Origin of the sequence: Streptacidiphilus sp. ASG 303, from assembly GCF_020991365.1 — a bacterium.
Taxonomy (GTDB): Bacteria; Actinomycetota; Actinomycetes; order Streptomycetales; family Streptomycetaceae; genus Peterkaempfera.
This window is the reverse complement of record NZ_JAJLRA010000005.1, coordinates 312,780-333,710: the sequence shown is the minus strand read 5'-3', so window position 1 is coordinate 333,710 and position 20,931 is coordinate 312,780. Positions and strand designations below refer to the sequence as shown.

18 protein-coding genes and 2 pseudogenes are annotated in these 20,931 nt (G+C 73.3%); 12 read left to right on the top strand and 8 right to left on the bottom strand.

Annotated elements, in window-relative coordinates:
• Positions 1 to 113: 113 nt before the first annotated feature.
• Positions 114 to 1,568 carry an amino acid permease gene (locus tag LO771_RS10230; protein WP_374228122.1) on the bottom strand — a complete coding sequence of 485 codons (1,455 nt, stop codon included), beginning with the start codon at positions 1,566 to 1,568 and terminating at the stop codon, positions 114 to 116.
• Between the two features lie 269 nt (positions 1,569 to 1,837).
• Between LO771_RS10230 and LO771_RS10225 the strand changes: the two genes are divergently transcribed.
• Complete coding sequence (locus LO771_RS10225; protein WP_230650089.1) at positions 1,838 to 2,437, top strand: biotin transporter BioY; 600 nt, start codon at positions 1,838 to 1,840, stop codon at positions 2,435 to 2,437.
• A gap of 92 nt (positions 2,438 to 2,529) precedes the next feature.
• Here LO771_RS10225 and LO771_RS10220 read toward each other — a convergent pair whose 3' ends face one another.
• Positions 2,530 to 4,053, bottom strand: coding sequence for an amino acid permease (locus LO771_RS10220; RefSeq protein WP_230650085.1), 1,524 nt, complete (start codon positions 4,051 to 4,053; stop codon positions 2,530 to 2,532).
• A 205-nt stretch (positions 4,054 to 4,258) separates the two neighbouring features.
• Here LO771_RS10220 and LO771_RS10215 point away from each other — a divergent pair, with 205 nt between their 5' ends.
• From LO771_RS10215 to LO771_RS10200, 4 genes are all read left to right on the top strand, one after another.
• Positions 4,259 to 4,747, top strand: a complete 489-nt coding sequence (locus LO771_RS10215) for a ribose-5-phosphate isomerase (protein ID WP_230650083.1) — start codon at positions 4,259 to 4,261, stop codon at positions 4,745 to 4,747.
• Positions 4,748 to 4,764: 17 nt separating this feature from the next.
• Entirely contained in the window at positions 4,765 to 5,574 is an 810-nt protein-coding gene (locus LO771_RS10210) for an Fpg/Nei family DNA glycosylase (RefSeq protein WP_230650082.1), read from the top strand.
• Between the two features lie 277 nt (positions 5,575 to 5,851).
• Positions 5,852 to 7,033 (top strand): PP2C family protein-serine/threonine phosphatase, encoded by a 1,182-nt coding sequence (locus LO771_RS10205; RefSeq protein ID WP_230650080.1) that lies wholly within the window; start codon positions 5,852 to 5,854, stop codon positions 7,031 to 7,033.
• 419 nt (positions 7,034 to 7,452) lie between these two features.
• Positions 7,453 to 7,647: a hypothetical protein gene (locus tag LO771_RS10200; RefSeq protein WP_230650078.1), complete on the top strand. Its 195-nt coding sequence runs from the start codon at positions 7,453 to 7,455 to the stop codon at positions 7,645 to 7,647.
• Between the two features lie 107 nt (positions 7,648 to 7,754).
• Here the strand turns inward: LO771_RS10200 and LO771_RS10195 are convergent, their stop codons facing one another.
• Positions 7,755 to 8,570, bottom strand: a complete 816-nt coding sequence (locus LO771_RS10195; protein WP_230650075.1) for a DUF6348 family protein — start codon at positions 8,568 to 8,570, stop codon at positions 7,755 to 7,757.
• A 645-nt stretch (positions 8,571 to 9,215) separates the two neighbouring features.
• Here LO771_RS10195 and LO771_RS31625 point away from each other — a divergent pair.
• Both LO771_RS31625 and LO771_RS10190 read left to right on the top strand, forming a co-directional pair.
• Complete coding sequence (locus LO771_RS31625) at positions 9,216 to 9,737, top strand: hypothetical protein (RefSeq protein WP_374228128.1); 522 nt, start codon at positions 9,216 to 9,218, stop codon at positions 9,735 to 9,737.
• A complete protein-coding gene (locus LO771_RS10190) occupies positions 9,658 to 10,164 on the top strand; it encodes a hypothetical protein (protein ID WP_230650072.1) in 507 nt (168 codons plus the stop codon). Before LO771_RS31625 ends, LO771_RS10190 begins: the two co-directional genes overlap by 80 nt.
• A 1,291-nt stretch (positions 10,165 to 11,455) precedes the next feature.
• Here the strand turns inward: LO771_RS10190 and LO771_RS10185 are convergent.
• On the bottom strand, positions 11,456 to 12,661 hold the full coding sequence (locus tag LO771_RS10185) for an NAD(P)/FAD-dependent oxidoreductase (RefSeq protein ID WP_230650069.1): 1,206 nt from the start codon (positions 12,659 to 12,661) through the stop codon (positions 11,456 to 11,458).
• Between the two features lie 134 nt (positions 12,662 to 12,795).
• The gene (gene sigJ / locus LO771_RS10180) at positions 12,796 to 13,740 is read right to left on the bottom strand and encodes an RNA polymerase sigma factor SigJ (RefSeq protein ID WP_230650066.1); all 945 of its coding nucleotides are present in this window, start codon (positions 13,738 to 13,740) and stop codon (positions 12,796 to 12,798) included.
• Positions 13,741 to 14,205: 465 nt separating this feature from the next.
• Here sigJ and LO771_RS10175 point away from each other — a divergent pair, with 465 nt between their 5' ends.
• The gene (locus LO771_RS10175; protein ID WP_230650063.1) at positions 14,206 to 14,676 is read left to right on the top strand and encodes a VOC family protein; all 471 of its coding nucleotides are present in this window, start codon (positions 14,206 to 14,208) and stop codon (positions 14,674 to 14,676) included.
• Positions 14,677 to 14,947: 271 nt separating this feature from the next.
• Here LO771_RS10175 and LO771_RS31305 read toward each other — a convergent pair.
• Positions 14,948 to 15,718, bottom strand: a pseudogene (locus tag LO771_RS31305) (IS5 family transposase).
• A 150-nt stretch (positions 15,719 to 15,868) separates the two neighbouring features.
• On the opposite strand from LO771_RS31305, the gene LO771_RS10160 reads away from it, so the two are divergent.
• Complete coding sequence (locus LO771_RS10160) at positions 15,869 to 16,213, top strand: YciI family protein (protein WP_230650054.1); 345 nt, start codon at positions 15,869 to 15,871, stop codon at positions 16,211 to 16,213.
• 15 nt (positions 16,214 to 16,228) lie between these two features.
• Positions 16,229 to 17,449: an RNA polymerase sigma factor gene (locus tag LO771_RS10155; RefSeq protein WP_230650051.1), complete on the top strand. Its 1,221-nt coding sequence runs from the start codon at positions 16,229 to 16,231 to the stop codon at positions 17,447 to 17,449.
• A gap of 566 nt (positions 17,450 to 18,015) precedes the next feature.
• Here the strand turns inward: LO771_RS10155 and LO771_RS10150 are convergent.
• Positions 18,016 to 18,627, bottom strand: a complete 612-nt coding sequence (locus LO771_RS10150) for a hypothetical protein (RefSeq protein ID WP_230650048.1) — start codon at positions 18,625 to 18,627, stop codon at positions 18,016 to 18,018.
• Positions 18,628 to 19,620: 993 nt separating this feature from the next.
• On the opposite strand from LO771_RS10150, the gene LO771_RS30625 reads away from it, so the two are divergent.
• Positions 19,621 to 19,749, top strand: a complete 129-nt coding sequence (locus LO771_RS30625; RefSeq protein ID WP_255744035.1) for a hypothetical protein — start codon at positions 19,621 to 19,623, stop codon at positions 19,747 to 19,749.
• A gap of 444 nt (positions 19,750 to 20,193) precedes the next feature.
• The gene (locus tag LO771_RS10145; protein WP_230650045.1) at positions 20,194 to 20,598 is read left to right on the top strand and encodes a hypothetical protein; all 405 of its coding nucleotides are present in this window, start codon (positions 20,194 to 20,196) and stop codon (positions 20,596 to 20,598) included.
• Here the strand turns inward: LO771_RS10145 and LO771_RS10140 are convergent.
• Positions 20,584 to 20,931 (bottom strand): annotated as a pseudogene (locus LO771_RS10140) (transposase); the annotation flags it as partial. The gene LO771_RS10145 and the pseudogene LO771_RS10140 sit on opposite strands and share 15 nt — an antisense overlap.

The window sequence follows — 20,931 nt, the reverse complement described above, 5'->3', positions numbered from 1 at the left end:
GCCGGGCCCCGGACCGCACCGCGGTCCGGGGCCCGGCCCGTGCCGTGCCCCGCTCGGGCCCGTGCCGCTCAGTCCCGGTCGGCTCGGGCCTGGTCGGCTCGGGCCCGGGCCGCTCAGTCCCGGGCGCGCCGCCGTCCGCGCACCGCGCCGACCAGCGCCAGGGCGGCGGTCAGGCCGCCGGTGGCGTACAGCTGCACCCGGTCGGCCGGGTCCCCCGCCATGAGCAGCAGCACCCCCGCGACCCCGGCCAGGGCCAGCCAGGTCAGGTACGGGAAGGCCCACATGCGGACCACCAGCCGCTCCGGGGCCTCCCGCTCCAGCCGCCGCCGCATCCGCAGCTGGGACACCGCGACGAAGGCCCACACCACCAGCACCCCGGCGCCGACCGCGTTCAGCAGCCACCGGAAGACCGTCTCCGGCCACCAGCGGCTGAGCAGCACCGCGGCGAACCCGAACGCGGACGAGGCCAGCACCGCCCGCCGCGGCACGCCGCCCGCCACCGGGGCCAGGGCGCGCGGCCCCTGCCCGCGCCGCACCAGGGAGTGCGCCATCCGCGAGGCGCCGTAGATGTTGGCGTTCATCGCGGAGAGCAGCGCCACCAGCACCACCACGGTCATCACCCGCCCGGCGGCCGGCACGCCCAGGCGGTCCAGGACGGCGACGTACGGGCCGTGCTCGACCACGGCCGGGTCGCTCCACGGGACCAGGGTGACGACGAGGGCCATCGAGCCCACGTAGAAGAGGCCGATCCGCCACACGGCGGTCCGTACGGCGGTGCCCACGCCGCGCACCGGGTCGTCCGACTCGGCCGCCGCGATGGTCACGGTCTCCAGCCCCCCGTACGCGAACACCGACGCCAGCAGCCCGGTGACCAGGCCCGCCGCGCCGTGGGGCAGGAAGCCGCCGTCGCCGGTGAGGTGGGCCGCGCCGGGGGCGTCCGTGCCCGGCAGCACGCCGAGCACCGCCAGCACGCCCAGGGCCAGGAAGGCGGCGATGGCCGCCACCTTGAGGGCGGCGAACCAGAACTCGAACTCGCCGAAGCTCCGCACCGCCGCCAGGTTGGTGCCGCAGAAGAGCGCCATGAAGACCGCCACCCACGCCCAGGAGGGCACGGCCGGCAGCCAGCCGGAGGCGATGTCCGCCGCGCCGATCGCCTCCACGGCGATGCCGACGCAGAGCAGCGCCCAGAACGTCCAGCCGACGGTCAGTCCGGCCCAGGGACCGATCTCCCGCTCGGCGTGCACGGAGAAGGAGCCGCTGGAGGGGTGGGCGGCGGACATCTCGCCGAGCATCCGCATCACCAGCGTCACCAGCAGGCCGGAGAGGGCGAAGGCGACGACGACCGCCGGTCCGGCGGCGGCGATGCCGGCGCCGGAGCCGACGAAGAGGCCGGCGCCGATGACGCCGCCCAGGGCGATCATCGACAGGTGGCGCTGCCTGAGGCCCGGTGCGGGCGCCTCCCCGTGCGCCGCGTCCGCCGGGGCTGCCGAGTCTGCCGGGTCCACCGGTCCTGTCGGGCTCGCCGGGCTTTCCGGGGTCGTCGGGGTCGTCGCGGGGGAGTGGGGCATCGGGACGGGTCCAGACGTGGTCGACTGCAGGGCAGCGCCCCATCCTCCGGACGCCCGGCGGCCCGGCGCAAGGACGAACCGCGCATGCCCGGCATCCGGGACACCCGCTCACGCTCCGTGGCAGTGCGGAGTGCACAACGCACCGCCCCCCGGCTCTGTCGGCACCTGCATGGGAGCCGCCGCGACCGCCCGAGTACGTTCACAGGTGTCCGCGTGCGCCCCCGCGTCCGCGGACGCGCCCCCCGACCCCCACCACCGGAGACCCGCGCATGAGCACCGCCACCGCCACGACCCGCCCCGGCGCCGTCCTCGCCGACCTGCTGCCCGCCGCCGAGGGCGCCCGCGCCCTGGCCCGCGACGCCGCCCTGGTGGTGGGCGGTGCCGCCCTCACCGGCCTGGCCGCGCAGCTGAGCGTCCCGGTCCCCGGCTCCCCGGTGCCGGTGACCGGCCAGACCTTCGCCGCCCTGCTCGTCGGCAGCGCCCTGGGCGCCCGCCGCGGCGCCGCCTCGCTCGGCCTGTACCTGCTGGCGGGCGTGGCCGGGCTGCCCTGGTTCTCCGAGGGCGCCTCCGGCGCCGGCCTGGCCACCCTCGGCTACGTCGTCGGCATGGTGCTGGCCGCCGGCCTGGTGGGCGCGCTCGCCCGCCGCGGCGCCGACCGCGGCCCGCTGCGCACCGCGGGCGCGATGGCCCTGGGCAACCTCGCCGTCTACGCCGTCGGCGTGCCGTACCTGGCGGCCTCGCTGCACGTCTCCCTCGGCCGCGCCGCCGAGCTGGGCCTGTACCCCTACCTGCCCGGCGACGCCCTGAAGATCGCCGTCGCCATGGGCGCCCTGCCGCTCGCCTGGCGGGTGGCCGGCCGCCGCGGCTGAACCGTCCCGCAGCACGCCGGAGGCCGGCGGCCGACCCCCCAGGTCGGCCGCCGGCCTCCGGCGTGCGTGCGCCCGTCGCGGACCGGGCGGGCTCAGCGCGCCGCGCCGGCGCCCGCCGCGGACCCCGCGGCCTCCGCGGCCTTTGCGCTGCCGCGCCGCCGCCGCTGCACCACCGCCGAGGCGACCAGCACCAGTGCCGCCGCCGCCAGCGAGAGCACCATCTGCGTCCGGCCGTCGTGCGTGGTGAACATGTAGACCACGACGAAGCCGATCAGGCCGATGGTCGCCCAGGTCAGGTACGGGTAGAGCCACATCCGCACGGTGAGCCGCGCCGGGTCCTCCCGCTCGTGGATCCGCCGCATCCGCAGCTGCGAGAAGCAGATCACCAGCCACACGAAGAGCGCGACCGCGCCGGAGGAGTTCAGCAGGAACTGGAAGACGGTGTCCGGCGAGGTGTAGTTGAAGAACACCGCGACAAAGCCGAAGACCACCGACGCCAGGATCGCCACCCGCGGCACGCCGCGTCCGCTGACGCTCGCGAACGCCTTCGGCGCGTCGCCGCGGCGGCCCAGCGAGAAGGCCATCCGGGAGGCCGTGTACAGGCCCGAGTTCAGGCAGGACAGCACGGCGGTGAGCACGATCACGTCCATCACCTGGGCGGCGCCCGGGATGCCGACGTGCTTGAGGACCGCGACGTACGGGCTCTCCGCCACCGAGGAGGAGTCCCACGGCAGCAGGGTCACCACGATGGCGATGGAGCCCAGGTAGAAGACGGCGATCCGCCAGATCACGCTGTTGGTGGCCCGGCTCACGGCCTTCTCCGGCTCGGCGGACTCGCCCGCCGCCAGGGTCACGATCTCGCTGCCCATGAAGGCGAAGACCACGGTGAGCATGCCGGTGAAGACGGCGCCGACGCCGTTCGGCAGGAAGCCGCCGTGCCCGGTCAGGTTGCTCGCCCCGACCGCGTGGGTGCCCGGCAGCACGCCGAACACCGCCAGCGCGCCCACCACGATGAAGGCGACGATCGCCACCACCTTGATCCCGGCGAACCAGAACTCGAACTCGCCGTAGGACGACACCGAGAAGAGGTTGGTCGCGGTCAGCACGCCCATCACGGCCAGGGCGAACACCCACTGCGGCACCGCGGGGATCCAGTGGTTGAGGATCGTGGCGCCCGCGGTGGCCTCCACCGCCAGCACCACCACCCAGAAGAACCAGTACAGCCACCCGATCGAGAAGCCGGCCCAGCGGCCCAGCGCCCGGTCCGCGTACGCCGAGAAGGACCCGGACTGCGGGTCCGCGGCCGCCATCTCGCCCAGCATCCGCATCACGAGGACGACCACCAGGCCGGCCAGTGCGTAGGAGAGGAGGATGCCGGGGCCGGTCGCGGCGATGCCCGCGCCGGAGCCGACGAAGAGGCCGGCGCCGATGACGCCGCCGATGGCGATCATCGACAGGTGCCGGTTCTTGAGCCCGGCCTGCAGGCCGCCGTCGCCGGGGCCGCCCTGGGCACCCCGGCCGCCGCGGCCCGCGGGCGCGGTGCCGGACGTGCCGGGGGAGGGGGGTGCGCCGGCGTCGGCGCGGACCTGCTTCCCGGGGGTCGTTTCCGTGCTCATCTGCTGACTGCTGCCTTTCCGCGCGGTGGGGACAGCCCTCGGCAGCGGTTGCCCGAGGGCGGGGGACGGGACCGCGCAATTCGGGCAACCTAACCGCTCTGTCCGATTTTCGGAACCCCCTCACCGGAAAGGCGCAGCTCAGCGGTGCCCCACCCGGCCGACCCCGGGCCGCCCCTGCCCCGTGCTCCGTGTCACACTCCTGTACATGCGCGTGTACCTGGGATCCGACCACGCCGGATACGACCTGAAGCAGCACCTCGTGCAGTGGCTGAAGGCCGCCGGCCACGAGCCCGTCGACTGCGGGCCGCACCTCTACGACGCCGAGGACGACTACCCGCCGTTCTGCCTGCGGGCCGCCGAGCGCACCGCCGCCGACCCCGAGGCCCTGGGCGTCGTCATCGGCGGCTCCGGCAATGGCGAGGCCATCGCCGCCAACAAGGTCAAGGGCGTGCGCGCGGCCCTCGCGTGGAGCGACGAGACCGCCATGCTCGGCCGCGAGCACAACAACGCCAACGTCGTCAGCGTCGGCGCCCGCATGCACACCCAGGAGGAGGCGACCCGCTTCGTCGAGGTCTTCCTCAGCACCCCGTACTCCGGGGCCGAGCGCCACACCCGCCGCATCGCGATGCTCAGCGAGTACGAGACCACCGGGGCCCTCCCGCCGATCCCGGCCCACCACCCGCAGGAGTCCTGAGCCCCGAGGACGGACCGGTGCCCGAGGGCCACACCATCCACCGGCTGGCCGCCGCACACCTGCGGGTGTTCGGCGGCCGGCCCGTCCGCGCCTCCAGCCCCCAGGGCCGCTTCGCGGAGAGCGCGGCGCTCGTCGACGGCCGGGTGCTGGAGGAGGCCGACGCCCACGGCAAGCACCTCCTCCTCGGCTTCGGCGCCGCCGGCTGGGTCCACATCCACCTCGGCCTGTACGGGAAGGTCGCCTTCGGCGGCGCGCCCGCGCCCGCGCCGGTCGGCGCCGTCCGGCTGCGGCTGGAGAGCGAGGACGCCCACGCCGACCTGCGCGGCCCGGCCGCCTGCGAGCTGTACACCCCCGCCGAGAAGGACGCCCTGCACGCCCGCCTCGGCCCCGACCCGCTGCGCCCCGGCGACTCCCCGGACCGCGGCTGGCAGCGGGTCTCCCGCAGCCGCACCTCCGTCGCCGCGCTGCTCATGGACCAGAAGGCCGTGGCCGGCGTCGGCAACATCTACCGGGCCGAGGTGCTCTTCCGGCAGGGCATCCACCCGCACCGGGCCGGCCGCGACCTCGACCGCGCCGAGTGGGACGCCCTCTGGGACGACCTGGTGCTGCTGATGCGCGACGGTGTCGCGGCGGGCCGCATCGACACCGTCCGCCCCGAGCACACCCCGGAGGCGATGGGCCGCCCGCCGCGGCTGGACGGCCACGGCGGCGAGGTCTACGTCTACCGCCGGGCCGGGCAGCCCTGCCTGGTCTGCGGGCAGCCCGTCCGCACCGAGACCCTGGCCGCCCGCAACCTCTTCTGGTGCCCGGGCTGCCAGCGCCGCTGACCCTGCTCCCCGGCGTATCCCTGCCCTCTGCGTATTCAGCCCCCGGCGTACCGCCGACCCGGCCCCCGGCGCGCCCTTTCCCGAGCCGGCCGCCCCCGGCCGGTACGCCCGGCCGCGGGCCGGCCCCCCGGCGCGTGCCGACGGCACGCACCCCCGCGCGCACCCGTGCGCCGCCGCGCCGCCGCAACCCCCCGAACGTCCCGGAACGGCCGAAGACGGGCCTTCCGCCGGCGCCGGACATCGACGCGTGCGCGGCGGCTGGATAAGGTCGTGCCCCATGGCAGGCAGCAGGCCGGGCACCGCACCCCGGACGACCGCGACGGCCCGGGTGCGCAAGGCGCTCCGCCGGGCCTACCGCAGGCTGCGCCGCACCGGGGTCGACTACTTCCGCGGGGACGCCTCCGACTGGCTCGCCTTCGGCGTCCTGCTCGCCCTCTGCCCGCTGCTGGTCGTCCTCAACATCCGGCAGCCCGTCTGGTGCCCGCCCACCGCCCTGGTCCTGCCCATCCTCGCCGGCGCCTTCCTGCTGCGGCCCAGCAGCCTGGTGCTCCTCTACGCGGCGGCCGCCGCCGGGCTCTCCGTCGAGTCCGTGGTGCACGCCGCCGAGCGCGCCGCCTCCGGAGGACCGGGGTCCTACCAGGCCGGCGTCACCCCGGGCGCGGCGCTGGTCGTCGGCGCCGTCGGCATCGCCGGGCTGCTCCTCGCCCAGTTCCGCAGCCGGGTCGGCGTGCCCTGGCGGCGCGGCGGCTCCATGCTCTTCGACCTGCGCGAGCGGCTGCGGGTGCAGAGCCAGATCCCGCCGCTGCCGGCCGGCTGGCACGCCGAGGTGGCGCTCAAGCCCGCCGGCGGCCAGTCCTTCTCCGGCGACTTCGTGGTGGCGGCCCGCACCGGCCAGGACGGCAGCGTCCTGGAGGCGGTCGTCGCCGACGTCTCCGGCAAGGGCATGGACGCCGGCTCCCGCGCCCTGCTCCTCTCCGGCGCCTTCGGCGGCCTGCTCGGATCGCTGCCGCCGCACGACTTCCTGCCCGCCGCCAACGGCTACCTGCTGCGCCAGGAGTGGGAGGAGGGCTTCGCCACCGCCGTCCACCTCGCGCTGGACCTCGACAGCGGCGAGTACGAGCTGCTCTCGGCGGGCCACCTCCCGGGCATGCAGATGTGTGCGGGCGCCGGCCGCTGGGAGGTCAAGGAGGCGGCCGAGGGGCCGCTGCTGGGCATCTACGACGGCGCCAAGTTCGCGGGGGTGCGCGGCCGCCTCGACCGGGGCGACGTCCTGATGCTCTGCACCGACGGCATGGTCGAGGTCCCCGGCCGGGACCTCTCCGAGGGCATGGACCGGCTCATGGGCGAGGCGGACCGGATGGTGGCCGGCGGCTTCCGCGGGGCGGCCTGGCGGCTCATCGAGACGGTGGCCAAGGACGTCAACGACGACCGGGCCCTGCTACTGGTCTGGCGCGCCTAGCGGACCGGCGGACCGGCGGGCCGGCGGGCCCGACGGCGGCTCCGGGCCCCGCACGACGCCCCGGTGGCGGCGGGTCAAACGGCCGAGTCGATCTTCGGACAACCTCGGAGCCGTCCGGGACCCCTGCCCGGCCCGGCTCCTCCGTGCACCGCACGCCGCCGGAGCCGATCAACGGCACCTCGCTGATCGGCGCGTTTTCGCCGTGGTGGACGCCGCGTGATGTGATGTGAGCGGTGGGTCCTTTACGGGGCGGGTGCGGCGGACCAGACTGGGTTGCGGGCGGGACCGGTCGGGAACTCGGAAGGGGGGCGTCGCATGCGAACCGGCGGGCGGCGTACCGAGGGAGCGTCACCGGTCGTCCCTGCCCGGGACCGTCGGCACCAGGCCCTGAGCAGTAGCGACCGAGGAAGTGAATCCGGGTGATCTTCTCCGTCTCCGCGTTGGTCCTGTTCGCGATCATTCTGATCATTCTGATCAGGAACAAGTCGATGAAGCTCGGGCACGCCATACTCGGCGCCCTCTTCGGCTTCTTCCTCGCGCAGTCGTCCGCGGCGACGCCGATCCAGCACTTCCTCACCGAACTCGCCAGAACGCTCAACAACCTGACGAGCTGACGGCTGAAGGCTGACGGCTGAAGGCCGGCGAGCCGGCGAGCCGGCGAACCGGCGGGCTGGCGGGATGACGGGCGGCTCCGTCCGGCCGCCTCCGGTCCGGCCCGCGCCTACCGGCCGGCCCGCCGCGCCCCCCACCACCGCCGCAGCCCCGAGGGCCGCCCGGCGGCGGCCCGCACCCCGACGTCCTCCACGGGAGGCGGCCCCGCGGGCACGGGGGCCTCCTGCTCGGCCGCGCGCACGTCCGCCGCGTCCGCGCCCTCGGCCAGCAGCAGCACGAACAGCCGCGCCCAGGCGAGGCGTTCGCCGCGCGGCCAGTCCAGCGCCCGCAGCGCCGCCGACGCGCCCTCCGACACCTCGCCGTTGACCCGCACCTCGGCCACGTCGTCGCCGGTCCGGCCGCCCAGGAACAGCTTCACCCCGTTGACCAGCGGGTGGTCCAGCTCCGGCGCCAGCGCGGCCGCGAGCGCCGGGAGCACGTGGTTGCCGCCCAGCCACTCCGCCAACTCCCCGGCGCCGAAGCCGAACACGCACGCCGGGCCCTGCACCGCGTGCCACCCCGGCATGCCGCCCGGCCGGTCCGGGCCGTAGTGGTCGCCGTGCTCGCCCCGCCGGTCCAGGAGCTCCACCACCGTGGCCGCAGTGGTCGTCGCCCACATGCGGACCGCGTTGTCCAGCTTCTCCTCCTCGGTCTTGCCGAGGCCCGCCGCGCAGTCCCACAGCACCGGCACGTCGGCGCGGCCCAGACGCAGCACGAACCCGAGGTCCACATGGCCGCCGCCCGCGTCCGGGTGCTCCCGCACCGCCACCGCCGTCGTCCCGGGGCCGCGCACCACCGCGCCGTCCACCGTGAACTCCCGCCCGAACCGGGCCATCTCCCGCACCACGCTGCGCTGGATCACGTCCAGCCGCTCCTGGGCACGCACGGCACGCTCCTCCGGACTCCGAAGCCCTCGTCCACCCGTCGGACACCTGTCCGACACCCGTGAGGCTATCGGCGTCCGGCCGTCCCGGGAAACCGCAACGGCACCCCGTCGGCACCGTTCCCCGCGACGCCCCCGGGCGGTCCGGGGGAGGCCCTTCGACACCCCCTCCGGCGCCCCCGTGCCGCACGCGCACCCGGACGGCGGCCGCGGGCCCGCCCGGGGCGCCCTGTCCCGGGCCGGAGGGACACCCCGTCGCCCGGCGCCGGCCGTCGCAGCACCCCTGGTGCGGGCGGGGAGCAGGTGCAGGCAGGGCCGCGGGCCTCCGCCGGAGCGGGTGAAGGAAGCCGAGCCCGCGTGGCCGGTGCGGAAGGGTGGGACAGGAGATCGGGCCCGACCTGGGGGACCGCCGACCCGGGGCCGTCATCCGACCTGGCCGCGTGTCACCGGGGTTCCCTGTGGAGCCCCCTCCGACCTGGCACGGGTGTGGCACAAGCATCTTGATGCGAGCTGTCCGGCGGCCCCCGCTCCACACGTTCGATCGTGCTCTGGGACGACCTCCCGGAACGGGCCCTCGTGGCTGCCCGGCGCTCGAGCCGACGCTGTTGCCGCCCCCTCGTTCCGGATCGTTGATGTCAGCCGTACGCCCTGCCCTTTCACCCCTCGGGCCTGGGGGAGGACGCACTGCGGGCGCTCTGCGGGTCCCTCCAGGAAGGCCGTCCGGAGCCCGGTGACGTCGGCGCAGACGTCAGCGCGCTGTACGGATTCCACGGGCATGACCCGCAAGGGCCTGATGCTGCAGAGCAGGAGGCGGAGCTGGTCAGAGCCGTGGAAGTCACGGGCCCGCCGCGCTTCTCCCGACCGGTCCCTGACGGTTCACTGATCCAGCGCGAGGAGGTCGCCGCGACCCGAACCGACTCCGGTCGTGCGCCCGTACTTTCACGTTCTGCGGTCGCGGAGCCGTTGCAGGGTGAGAGGGTCGTTCGAGAAGAAGGGCCACGGCGCTCACGGCGGTTGAGCCCGGCCTCCGCGCCCTGCTCTCCTTCGGCACGCTGCAGGGCGAGCGGGCCCAGACCTTCGATGGCGAGGGATGACAACGACACGGCTACAGCAAGCGGCGTACAACGCGCAGTGGGCGGCAGGCCTGCCGACGAGCGACCTGGCCCGTGAACTGTTCACGCACAGAAGTCGCTTGGTCAGCCATCGCCGATGCGCAATCTACATTCATTCCCTGCAGGAGGCGGAGTGGTTCCTCGCGGCATTCGCATCACACGCCCGGCCGATCACCGTGGTGGGCGGCAGGGGGGTCAGCCATGCCGACGCCGCTCTGCGGAGGGTGAAGATCGGCGCGAATGACCGGTTGGACGCCGCCAGATGCGAGCATGCCTGCCTTCATGAGCTGGCGCACATCGTGACCCCTGACGTCGGGCCGGGAGGCGGGCTGCGCGAGCCGGCGCGCGGCAGGGGCAGCAGCAGGGGCCATCACCATGCGTGGCGGGTCAACTTCGTCCTCATCACAAGAAAGGCGCTGGGAAAGGAGGCGGCTGTGCGGCTCAGGCATGAATTCGATCACTGGGGGCTGCCGACGCGCAAGTGAACGACTGTCCGGCACCGCCCCTCCTGCAGGACGGTGCGACCCCATTCTTCCCGTGGAAGTCCGCGCATCCGTCGTCGGCGGCCACCGGGGACGTCACGGGACGCCGGAGGGGAGGGCAGTCACCTCCCGGCATCTGGGCATGGTCCGCCTCGCACGGCCCGACGACGGCTCCGGGGCGCATCGCTGCGCGTCGGCCGGGAGCGCGGCCCCGGGGGCTTCGCTCGGTTCTGCGTGCACCGTGGAGAGACACCTTCTGCCGAGGGCCAGGGCGCCCAGGACACTGCAAGCGGCCGCCCGATGCCGGCCCGTGTGCTGAAGCACCGTGCCGACCACGGCAGAGCCGAGCGATGTCCCGGATGCGGAGAGGGTGACCAGCCGGGCGAACGCCCCGGACGCGGTGCTCGGCGGAGCCGGCTTGCCGACGAGCAGGAACGTGACGGTGAGGAGAGGAGCGGGGGACACTCCGGTGAGCAGCGTCGGGGCGTGCATGCAGGGGGGCGGGAGCAGGGTCGGAAGGCCGTAGCCGGTGACCATGCCGACGGCGAACAGGCGGGCGTGCCGGGTCGGCTGCGGGCGCCGTGGATCAGGACGCCGATCAGCGGGCCGCCGGCGTTCAGCGCGAGCAGGACGGGTCCTCCGCCCGGCGTCGACCGGTGTTCGGCGTAGGAGACCACCAGGACGTTGAGGATGCCGACGGCAGAGCCGGTTCCGGCGAGGGCGGCGGGCAGAGTGACCAGGAGGGGTCTGCGCAGGGGGCCGAGCCGGTGGCCGGCGCGGGCGCAGGCCTTCCGGTGGCGCGAGGCTGCGGCGGTGGCGAAGGTGCCGGCGGCCGTGCCCGCGGATCCGTGGCCCCGCCCCGGCCTTGCGCAGGGCCCCGCGTCGGCGAAACGCCTGCTGACCCGGGGTCCTGCTGTCGGAGCGAGTGACGGGAGCCGATCCCGCGTGGCCGGTTCGGAGGACGGCGTATGCGGGTCACTGTCGAACGGCGGAGTCCCCAACCTGGGCAGCAGGGCGGTCGGCGCCGCTGTTCCCGGTGAGCCCCCGTCGCGCCCCGCAGGAACGGGCGCGAGGCGGGCGCGGGGCCTCTTCGTCCCGCATTGCGGGCAGTGTGGTCGGCGTGGTCGTCTGCGCAGTTCAGAGGTGGTGGAAGGAGTGTTGACGGCCACTGCCGGACGGCATGGCCGCCGCCCTTCGCCGCCGGACGGCAGACGCTGTGCCGACGCTTCGCCCCGAAGGCGGCGCACCCCCCTCTGATCCCCCATGGGGCGGGTTACCCCCCGGTGGGGCGGGGTCAGGCCGCGGTCGCCTCGCGCCGTGCACGGCTGCGGTTCTCCTGCCCCACGACACGCCGGCGCCGGGACGGGACGCCCAGGGTCGGGTTGGCGACGCCCCAGGCCGCGCTCCTGCAGATCAGTTCCTTGTAGAGGGCGGCCACGCGGCCCGTGAGGGCGCGGTCGACCGCTCGGTCGTCGGCGGTGACGAACTGGATCAGACCCTCCTTGCGGCCGAGGGAGACGCACTGCTGGAAGTAGCGGATGGTGACGCCGGGGACCTCGGTGCCGGTGAGGCGGGCGGCGATGGCGTCGGCGGCCTGCCAGGCCATGGGAACGCCCGAGGCGCACGACATGCGGAGGGGCTTTCCGCCCGGGCCGACCGCCATCGCCGCGTCGCCCACGGCGTACACCTCCGGGTGGGAGACCGAGCGCATCGTGGAGTCGACCACGATCCGGCCGCCGGGGGCGAGCTCCAGGGCGGTGGCGCGGGCGATCGGGTGGACGGCGAAGCCGGCGGTCCAGACGGTGACCTCGGCGGGGATGGTCCTGCCGTCGGACGCCGTCAAGCCGTCCGCCCCCACGGCGGTGACCGCCGTGTGCTCGTGGACCTCGATGCCGAGCCTGTCCACCACCTTCCGCAGGTGGGCGCGGCCCTTCTCCGAGAGCCAGTCCCCGAGGCCGCCGCGAGCCGCCAGGGCGACGTCGAGGTCCGGGCGCGCCTCGGCGATCTCGGTCGCGGCCTCCAGGCCGGTCAGGCCGCCGCCGACCACGACCACGGGCCGGCCGGCGTCCAGGGCGGCCAGGCGCTCGCGCAGGCGGAGGGCTCCGGCGCGGCTGGAGACCTCGTGGGCGTGGTCGGCGGCGCCGGGCACGCCCCCGTCGTTCCAGCCGCTGCCGAGGGCGTACACCAGCGTGTCGTACGCGAGTTCCTCCTGCGCGGGGCCGTCCACGGCGGTGATCGCCACCGTCCTGCGGTCCACGTCCACAGCGGTGACCTTCGCGAGCCTCAGTTCCACGCCCGTGCCCGCGAACATCTCGCCGAACGGCCGGGGCGCGAGGTCCTGGCCGGCCGCGAGCTGGTGCAGCCGGACACGCTCGACGAAGTCGGGCTCGGGGTTGACGAGGGTGATGGCGACGTCCTCGCGGTGCAGGCGCCTGGCGAGGCGGCCGGCGGCGACCGCTCCGGTGTAGCCGGCTCCGAGGACGACGATGCGGTGCTGCATGGGCCTGCTCCTGTCTGCGCGGGGTCCGCCGTTGTCGTGCGCGGGTTCGCCCCTTGAACCGGGCAGCCCGGCGTTTCCTGACAGGGTCGGGATGTGAAGCACGTCACAGCGTGCGTCGTGCCGGACCGGAGGGCTCAGAGGGTGTGGAGCGGGGCTTCCCGGTGGCCCGCGGCGGCCCACCGCCCGGTCGCGCGGACGAGCTTGTCGGGGTTGACCTGGCTGCGGACCGCGGCGATGCCCTCCGCGGTGACCTCCAGGCACGTGATCCCGACGACCCGGCCGTCCACGACCGCGACGACGGCGGGCCCGCCGTTGGCGGTCGTGGCGTGGATCTCCGGCGCGCCGCCGACGTAGGCCCGCTTGGCCTCGCTGGGCTTGAACAGGCCGCGCAGGAACCGGGCGACCGCGAGCGCGCCCTCGAACGCCTTCGCGCGGGCCGGGACCTTCCCGCCGCCGTCGCCGACCGAGACGGCGTCCTGGGTGAGCAGGCGTACGAGGGGTTCGGTACGGCCGCTGGTCGCCGCGGCCAGGAACTCCTCGACGATCCTGCGGGCGGTGGCCCCGTCGATCTCGGTGCGCGCCTTGCCGCCCGCGACGTGCTTCTTGGCCCGGTGGTAGATCTGCTGGCTGGCGGCCTCGGTGAGGTCCAGGATCCCGGCGATCTCCCGGTGCGGGTAGTCGAACGCCTCGCGCAGCACGTACACCGCCCGCTCGTTGGGCGACAGGCGCTCCAGCAGGACGAGGACGGCGTACGACACCGACTCGCGCTGCTCCGCGGTGTCGGCCGGGCCGAGCATCGGGTCCCCCGCGAGCAGCGGCTCGGGGAGCCACCTCCCCACGTACGTCTCACGCCGGGCGCGTGCCGAGGTGAGCTGGTTGAGGCAGAGGTTGGTGAGGACCTTCGTCAGCCAGGCCTCGGGCACCTCGATGCGCTCGACGTCGGTCGCCTGCCAGCGCAGGAACGTCTCCTGCACGGCGTCCTCCGCCTCGCCCGCCGAGCCGAGCAGGCGGTAGGCGAGGGCCTCCAGCCGGGGCCTGGCTGCCTCGAACCGGTCCACGTCGCTCATGCTCAGGGCCATGCCCGCGGATCGTACTCGCCCCGGCGGCGCAACGGCAGGCGCGACAGCGCTCCCCGGCCGGCCTCCGGGGCCGGTCCGGCCGTCCTGCGGCCGGGCGCCGGCCGTCGATCGACTCCCCGGCACGCCCCGCAGGAACGGGCACGCGGCGGGCACGAGCCCTCTTCGTCCCGAAGCAACTCGGGTGGTGGCCCGGCCTTGGGCTGGTGTGCCGCTCACCCGCGCTGACGGTCCGCAGACGTCCGTACTCGTCCGCCTCTGTTCGTCGGCGTCGCCACGCAGTCGGACACCCGGCCGGGCCGGTGGCCGGGTGTCCTGCCCTGGGGGTCAACTCGACGCGGGGGGGCGAAGACATTTCAGCGAAGGCGTCTGCTGCCCGGGTGGCCGGCGACGAGCCACCGATGAGTTTCGCCGGCCGGGCCGGTCCACCAGGACGTACGCCGTCGAGCCACTGACCGGAGACTCATCATGACCACGTCCGCACATCCCGGCCGCAGCCTGTTCGTGAACATCCCTGTGGCGGACCTCGAGCGCAGCAAGGGGTTCTTCGCGAATCTCGGATTTGGCTTCAACCCGAAGTTCACCGACGAGACCGCCGCCTGCATGCTGGTCGGCGAGCACGCCTTCGTCATGTTGCTCACCCGCGAGAAGTTCGCGGAGTTCGCAAAACTGCCGACGGCCGATCCCACCACGCACACGCTGGCGCTGTACTGCTTCAGCGTGTCGTCCCGCGACGAGGTCGACGCGGTCAGCGCCGCTGCACTCGCGGCGGGCGGGTCCGAGGCGGATGGCGCCGAGGACCACGGCTTCATGTACTCACGCAGCTTCTACGACCTCGACGGCCACGGCTGGCAGGTCATGTGGATGGACCCGGCGGCGGCGGAGCAGGGCCCCGAGGCGTTTGCGGCCTCCGTGCAGGACGCCGACGCCCGGGCCTGACCCACCGCCGCGCAAGGCACGTGGTGGGTGGTGCGGTGTGCGCGGGGCGTACACCTGCGTCGGTGGGCAGCCGACCGGCCGGGACGGATCCTCGGCTGCGACCCACGGGCAATCCCGCCCGTTGTGCCACTGTCAAAGCGGTCGTCGACGCCAGCCCCACCACCTGAGGGCCCCGGACCATGATCGGTCCGGGGCCCTCGCCCTGGTGTCCCGGCAGGATTCGAACCTGCGACACCCGCTTGACCGGGCGTTTCGTTCCAGACTTCTGTGGTCAGGCTCCGCGCCAGGCGGGAGTGGTTTCGCCGGTGGGGCGGCGGGTCATGACGTTGATCATCGACATGTGGATCACGGCTTCGGGGCGGGCCGGGAGGGCTTCGTGGTCACGGGTCAGGCACCGGTGGTGCATGAGCCGGCCGAAGGTCCGCTCGACCACCCATCTGCGGGGCTGGATGACGAATCCCCTGATGGCAGGGTCGCGGCGGACGACCTCCACGTCGATGCCCGGAGTGGCGCCGTGTTCGACGACGACGTTCTTGTAGCCCGTGTCGGCCCGGGCTTTGTGGACGGTCGGGTGCTCGGTGGCGACCGTGGTCAGCATCTCTCGGCCGGCGGCGCCTGGATGCCGGCGGCGGTGACCAGCACCGCCGGCAGCAGGCCGGGTGTGTCGACCATGATGTTGCGTTTCCGGCCCACGATCTTCTTTCCGACGTCGACGCCGGGGCCGGCGGCGGGGACGTTCGTGGAGGTCTTCACGCTGTGGGAGTCGACGATGCAGGCCGTCGGCTCCGGGTTGCGGCCTTCGGACGTGCGGACCAGGCGCCGCAGGAGACCGCCTGGCTGCTCGAACACCCCCTCCTTCTGCCAGCGGGCGAAGGAGTGCGCAGACGGTCTCCCACGGCGGGTAGTCGTGGGGCAGGTGGCGCCAGGGGATGCCGGTGCGGTCGACGCAGAGGACGGCGTCGCTGCCCCTCGCCGGCCAGGACGCCTCCCAGCGTGCGGGCCGGGTGCGGGTGCGGGTGCGGGTGCGCGGCGCGGACGACACCCGTACCGTCGCCTATCCGCCGGCCCGCGTCCCGGCTACCGTCGCACCGGCGGCGAATCCGTCCGGTGCAGGTGTCCATTCCGGCGCCGGCCGTTCGTCCGGGAGTGAAGCCGGCGAACGGCGCCGGCCCGGGACTGCGCAGGAGCAGCCATGCCCATGTACATCGCGCTCACCTACACCCCCGACGTCGACTGGACGCAGCCGGAGTACGCCGAGGAGATGAAGGAGTACGCCGCCTTCGGCGAGGCGGCGGCCGCCGTGCTCAGGGGCGGCCACGCCCTGTACCCGACCGCCACCGCCACAACCGTGCGGGTCCCCGGCGGCAAGGGGGGCGAAGCGGTGACCACCGACGGGCCCTACACCGAGACCAAGGAGGCGCTGACCGGCTTCTACCTGCTGGAGTGCGCGGACCTGGACGAGGCGGTGGCGGTGGCCGCGAGGATCCCCGCCGCCTGGAACGGCGCGGTCGAGATCCGGCCCGTCATCCGGTTCTGAGCCCGGCGGCGGAACATGGCTGCCGGTGACGCGGTGGCGCTGCTGGTGCGCGAGGAGCGCACCCGCGTCCTCGCCACGCTCATCCGCGTCACCGGCAGCGTCGACCTTGCCGAGGACGCGGTCCAGGACGCCGTCGAGCGCGCCCTGCTCACCTGGCCGCGCGACGGCGTCCCCGCCGAGCCCCGGGCGTGGCTGTTGGTCACCGCCAAGCGGCGGGCGATCGACGTCATCCGCCGGGAGGCGCGGCGCCCCGCGAAGGAGTGGGACGCGGTGGCCCTGCACGACCCCTCGCCCGAGTCCCCCGGTGTGGTCCGCGACGACCTGCTCCGCCTGGTCTTCACCTGCTGCCACCCGTGTCTGTCGCTGGAGACGCAGGTATCCCTCGCCCTGCGCACCCTGGCCGGCCTGTCCACGGCGGAGGTCGCCCGCGCCCTGGTGGTTCCCGAGGCCACCATGGCCAAGCGGCTCACCCGGGCGAAGCAGAAGATCGCCCGGGCCGGCATCCCCTACCGCGTCCCGGCAGCCGAGGAACTGCCCGGCCGGCTGGCCGGGGTCGCGGCCACGGTCTACCTGGTCTTCAACGAGGGCTACGCCCCGGGGGAGGGCGCCGACCTCGTGCGCGGCGCGCTCGCCGACGAGGCGGTGCGGCTCGCCCGGCTGCTGGCGGGGCTGATGCCGGACGAGCCCACCGTGCTCGGCCTGCTGGCCCTGCTCCTGCTCCAGGACGCCCGGCGAGGCGCCCGCACCGACGCCGAGGGGCGTCCGGTACTGCTGGCCGACCAGGACCGCACGCGGTGGGACCGGGCCATGATCAGAGAAGGGGTGAGACTGCTCGGAGCGGCCCTGCACCGCACCCCGGACCGCCCCGACCCCTACGTCGTGCAGGCGGCCGTCGCAGCCTGCCACGCCCTGGCGCCGTCCTGGGCCCAGACCCCCTGGGACGCGGTGGTCTCCTGGTACGACGTGCTGCTCACCGTGCACGACACCCCCGTGGTCCGGCTCAACCGCGCGGCGGCCGTGTCCGAGCGGGACGGGCCCGGCGGGGGCCTGGCCCTGGTGGAAGCCCTCGACGGCCTGGAGGTCTACCCGTGGTGGCACGCCGGACGCGCCGAACTGCTGCACCGCCTGGGGCGTGCGCAGGAGGCGCGCGCGGCCTGTGAGCGGGCGGCCGCCCTCGGCATGAGCGCGCCGCAGCTCGAGCACCTGCGGCGCCGGGTGTCCGCACCGCCCGGCTGATCGCGCCCCCGCTCGACCTCGCCGTCGCCGTCGCGTTCGGCGCGCCCATCGCGGTGGCCGGCACCGCAGTGGTCCCCGCAGTGCGGCCGGGCGGCTGCGCACTGTTGAGGCGCTCGCGGTCGGGCCCGCCCCGAGCGCCGCACACGGCCGGATGGGAGCCGCCGGGAGTGAGCGGTGTGGCACGGGTCTGGCACGACCGCCTGAACACCCGTCGGAACGCGCAGGGCCCCGGGTCGGCGAAACACTCGCTGACCTGAGGCACTGCTGTCGGAGCGGGCGACGGGAATCGAACCCGCGTAGCCAGTTCGGAAGACGGCGTATGCGGGTGACCGCTGACCTGGCAACTCCCCGACCTGGGCCGGAGCGCGATCGGCGCCGTTGTTCCCCGTGAGCCCCCGCCACGTCCCGCTGGAACGGGTACGCAACGGGCACGAGACCTCGTCGCCCCGAACGAACCTTGCTGGGCGCTTGACCTCGTGCTGGTGTGTCTCCCACCTGCAGCGACGGTCCGCAGACGTCCGCGGTTGTTCACCGCTGTGCGTCGGCGTTGTCACGCAGTTAGACACTCACCCCCCGTCGGCCAGCGCTGGCACTTCATGCTCGGGGAACAAGCCGCTGGCTCGCATCGCCTCGGCGGCTCGCGGGTCCATCAGGAAGATGAGTCCCTCATTGCCACCTGCGTAGAGGGTGTGAGCACGCAGCGCGCTGCGCCCGGCAGCGGCGAGCAGCTGGTTGACGACAGCCAAGGGACGGATGGTCGACAAAGCCCACGGATCCCCGCCCTCCCAGTCCTCGGGCCTCAAAACCATGCAATCGATCCCGTTGATCGAAACTGTGTAGTCGTCGACATCCGGGGCCGTCTCGACCTCCAGCACCACGCCGTATCGCACCAGGGCCGGTGCCAGCGCTCGAAGGAACTTCTCGACCCCGCCTTCGGCCAGTTCCTCTCCGTCCGCGAAGAACTCGATCTGCTCGAAGAGAAGGTCGAAATGCAGCGGATAGCAGCCGGTCGCGACCTCGGTCATTGCGGACTCACGCAGCTCCGCCGACAGGTGATCCCACAACCCGTAGCGGTTCAGCGCCTCGGCCATCACGCGATGACGCTCATCACCTCGCCACCGATCACCGCCCGCGTCCCTGGGTTGAAACCGTCTGGCCGTTTCGCCGTCAAACGTCATGGGCCGACGGTACCGTGATGATCTGACATTGCCGCTGGTGCCAAGTAGGTAGGCCAACCGGTGTCAGACATGAAGTCACACTTTGATCCGGACCCCAGGTCAGGCGCCCGAGCTCAGGCAATCAGATCTTCTGGAAGTGATGGCCCCGCTTTCCGACCTGCGACGACGTGGGCGATCGGACATCTGACCTGTGGCTGAGCCGTTGACGGCTGTCGTCGTTGGTCGGCTTCGGCCCACTGCGGACGGCCCAGAGGCGGCCCGGCACTACCTGGTCGCTACTGCGCGGGGGAGGGGATTGGGTTGGCGTCAAGCGCCGTAGGCTTGCAAATCGCAGCGCGGACACACACGAAGGCATCATGAGGAGGACCGTGGTTCATCCCATCAAGGCCGAGTACATGAGCACACACGCGATCAAGAGCGAGCTTCGCGGCCTTATCGGCGAGTTGGCGCCCGGGGTCGTTTGGAGTAAGCGCGTGACCGTGACGGAGCTGGCCGGGTGGGCAGTCTCCCAACTGGATGCCGACTCGTGTGATCCCCGAGTTCAGCGTGCACGCGAGCTCGCGCAAGTGATCTACGGAAGCGAGCGTCGGTAGGAGTGGTCAGACGCCGGCGTGCCTCGCAACGTCGGAGATCCCGCTTTACCTTCGGCGCTCTTCCTTATCGGTGATTCCGTAGACGCCCATCACAGCTGGCTCCGAGCGCACTGCCTGGGGGTCCAGTCCGTCCACGTTCGAGGTCGTCACCTTACGTCCGGGGGTATTGCTGTCACCTGTTGCTGTCAGCAGTGCCCCTGCCTGTGGCCGCAGCCCAGAGAGACTGAAGGGTCGCCGCCGACTCGGCGAAGCCCGGGTTTTCCCCTCCGCTCCAGCTGATAGGAGCTGGTAGCTGGAGCTTTTTGCCATCTATGGTATCAATCTGCACGAACTGGTGGATGCCGTCATTAGTGACAACTTTCCGTGCGCTGATCATTGCAATGTCTGCCCATCGCAACGAGTGGCTCCGACGAAGGGGGCGGCCGAACGTGAGCGCGCCTGCGTCAGCGGTGGTGCCCTCAACGGCACCTCCACCGACGTATGCGGCCAGCAGGCCGAGGAGCAGGGCCACGGATACCTCGACAAGTGAGACGGAAGTCGGTATGGATCCTCCGCGTACGTCTGCGACAGCAGAACGGACGAAGCCAACGGCAACGAGAGCGAAACAGCCGCCGAAGATGAGGGACAGGATCCGACTGCGCCACTCCACGTAGTACCGAACCTTCTCCGAAACCAGAGCCGGAGTGGCGGACTCGCCGTTGGGTTCCACTTTTCCCCCTAGCAGTACGGTGCGGGCAGGTGATCAAGCCATTCGCACCGCCATCCTAGGGAACCGGAGGGGGAGCCATGTCGCACGGGCGTTGGCGCGATCTTTAGCCGGTGGCCTGCTCGGGCTGGGGTCGGGCATGGCCAGGGAGCCTTACCCTTGCCCGCGGATCGGGCTGGCTCCTGCCTGCCCGCATTTAGAACTCCTAACGGAATGACTGTCTGGGCTCGGCTGCCGGCGTGGAGTGTCGTCGGGCAGCATGGGGCGATGCACTTCGATCAGCCGCTGCCTCGCGAGGTAAAGGTCATCGATTCAGCCTCGCTGTTCAGGCTGGAGGAGCGCGCGTGTGCCCTCAGCCTGAACCAGCGGTTGGACCCGGCATGGGTGCAAGCGAATGCGGCGCCCGACGGAACTCACTTCCTCTGGCCCGCCCTGTGGAACAGCTTGTCCCACCGCCCTGACGTTCCACGCCAGCTGCGGTGCGAGCTGCTGATCACGCTGCGTACCGGAGGCTGCGTGCTGAGCCTGCTGGACGTGCTTCCCGACGACTTCAACCCGCTGCCGAGGGTGACCTCACGCGAAGAAGGCATGCAGGTCAGCCAGCTGCTCGACTGCGCTCCTTCGGTCAGGGAATGGCTACTGCGGGAGAGTGACGACTCAGACCGGCTGTGACAGGCGTCGCCAGCAGATGAGCGCGCATCCGAGGGTGAGGAAAGCTTCGTGGATGTCGCCGCGGATCTCCCAGCGGATCCGCAGGCGGCGGAACCAATGCCGGTGGGCGAAGGCACGCTCGACAACCCAGCGTTGAGTGCCGAGTCCAGAGCCGTGTTCGGTGCCACGTCGCGCGATCAGTGGCTTCACACCGAGGGCGCGGACCAGGCGACGGTACTTGTCGTGGTCGTAACCGCGGTCGCCGAGCACGACATCGGGGCGGCGCCGGGGTCGGCCGCGCTTGCCTCGCACGGGCGGCACTGCTTGGAGCAGCGGAATGAGCTGGGTGACGTC

Bases quoted from the DNA above. Each gene is read 5' to 3' on its own strand.
- LO771_RS10220 (WP_230650085.1), bottom strand. From the start codon at position 4,053: ATGAGCACGGAAACGACCCCCGGGAAGCAGGTCCGCGCCGACGCCGGC.
- LO771_RS10175 (WP_230650063.1), top strand. From the start codon at position 14,206: ATGACCACGTCCGCACATCCCGGCCGCAGCCTGTTCGTGAACATCCCT.
- LO771_RS10160 (WP_230650054.1), top strand. From the start codon at position 15,869: ATGCCCATGTACATCGCGCTCACCTACACCCCCGACGTCGACTGGACG.
- LO771_RS10225 (WP_230650089.1), top strand. From the start codon at position 1,838: ATGAGCACCGCCACCGCCACGACCCGCCCCGGCGCCGTCCTCGCCGAC.
- LO771_RS10155 (WP_230650051.1), top strand. From the start codon at position 16,229: ATGGCTGCCGGTGACGCGGTGGCGCTGCTGGTGCGCGAGGAGCGCACC.
- LO771_RS10145 (WP_230650045.1), top strand. From the start codon at position 20,194: ATGCACTTCGATCAGCCGCTGCCTCGCGAGGTAAAGGTCATCGATTCA.
- LO771_RS10150 (WP_230650048.1), bottom strand. From the start codon at position 18,627: ATGACGTTTGACGGCGAAACGGCCAGACGGTTTCAACCCAGGGACGCG.
- LO771_RS10230 (WP_374228122.1), bottom strand. From the start codon at position 1,568: ATGCCCCACTCCCCCGCGACGACCCCGACGACCCCGGAAAGCCCGGCG.
- LO771_RS10215 (WP_230650083.1), top strand. From the start codon at position 4,259: ATGCGCGTGTACCTGGGATCCGACCACGCCGGATACGACCTGAAGCAG.
- LO771_RS10190 (WP_230650072.1), top strand. From the start codon at position 9,658: ATGACAACGACACGGCTACAGCAAGCGGCGTACAACGCGCAGTGGGCG.
- LO771_RS10205 (WP_230650080.1), top strand. From the start codon at position 5,852: ATGGCAGGCAGCAGGCCGGGCACCGCACCCCGGACGACCGCGACGGCC.
- LO771_RS10185 (WP_230650069.1), bottom strand. From the start codon at position 12,661: ATGCAGCACCGCATCGTCGTCCTCGGAGCCGGCTACACCGGAGCGGTC.
- sigJ (WP_230650066.1), bottom strand. From the start codon at position 13,740: ATGGCCCTGAGCATGAGCGACGTGGACCGGTTCGAGGCAGCCAGGCCC.